At 43.2% G+C, this 569-nt stretch carries 1 pseudogene; it reads left to right on the top strand.

From position 1 onward, the window contains the following. Positions 1-569: pseudogene (locus R7040_RS28700) on the top strand (hypothetical protein); the annotation flags it as partial.

Below are 569 nucleotides of genomic sequence, written 5' to 3' on the forward strand. Positions count from 1 at the left end.
GCCCTGACCCAGAGCCTATTCAATGTGAATCGTTGCCACCTGAAGATTTTGACTCAGGCTCTCTTACAAACTGGTCTGTGATGGGCTTTAAGAATAGTGCTAAACCGAGCATTACTGGTGGCAAGTTTAGGTTATCAAGCAACCAATATAATCAAGCAACAGCATCAGCCTACAACTATATCTTCCCATCTGATGATAACGTTATGCAGGTGGAGTTTAATCACTATGCTCATTCAAATACCACACGACCTGGTGCAGATGGGGTTGGTATCGTTTTTTCTGACGCAAATGTCCCACCAGCGACAGGTGCATTTGGTGGACCTTTAGGTTTTGGTGTAAAACCCGGTTTAGAAGGTTTTGCCGGCGGTTGGTTAGCATTTGGTATCGATGAGTATGGTAACTTCTCGAATGAAGGCAGTTATTATGAGAATGACTATGGCCGTCCAGGTCGTAGCCAACAATCTATTGCTATTCGCGGAGCAGGTTATAAGAAGACAATCCAGTACAACGGTCAGTCCAAAGAAGGTTGGTTTGGGGGCTATAAATTTATTAAAAATAATACAGATGTT

This window comes from Vibrio sp. 1069, from assembly GCF_033340555.1.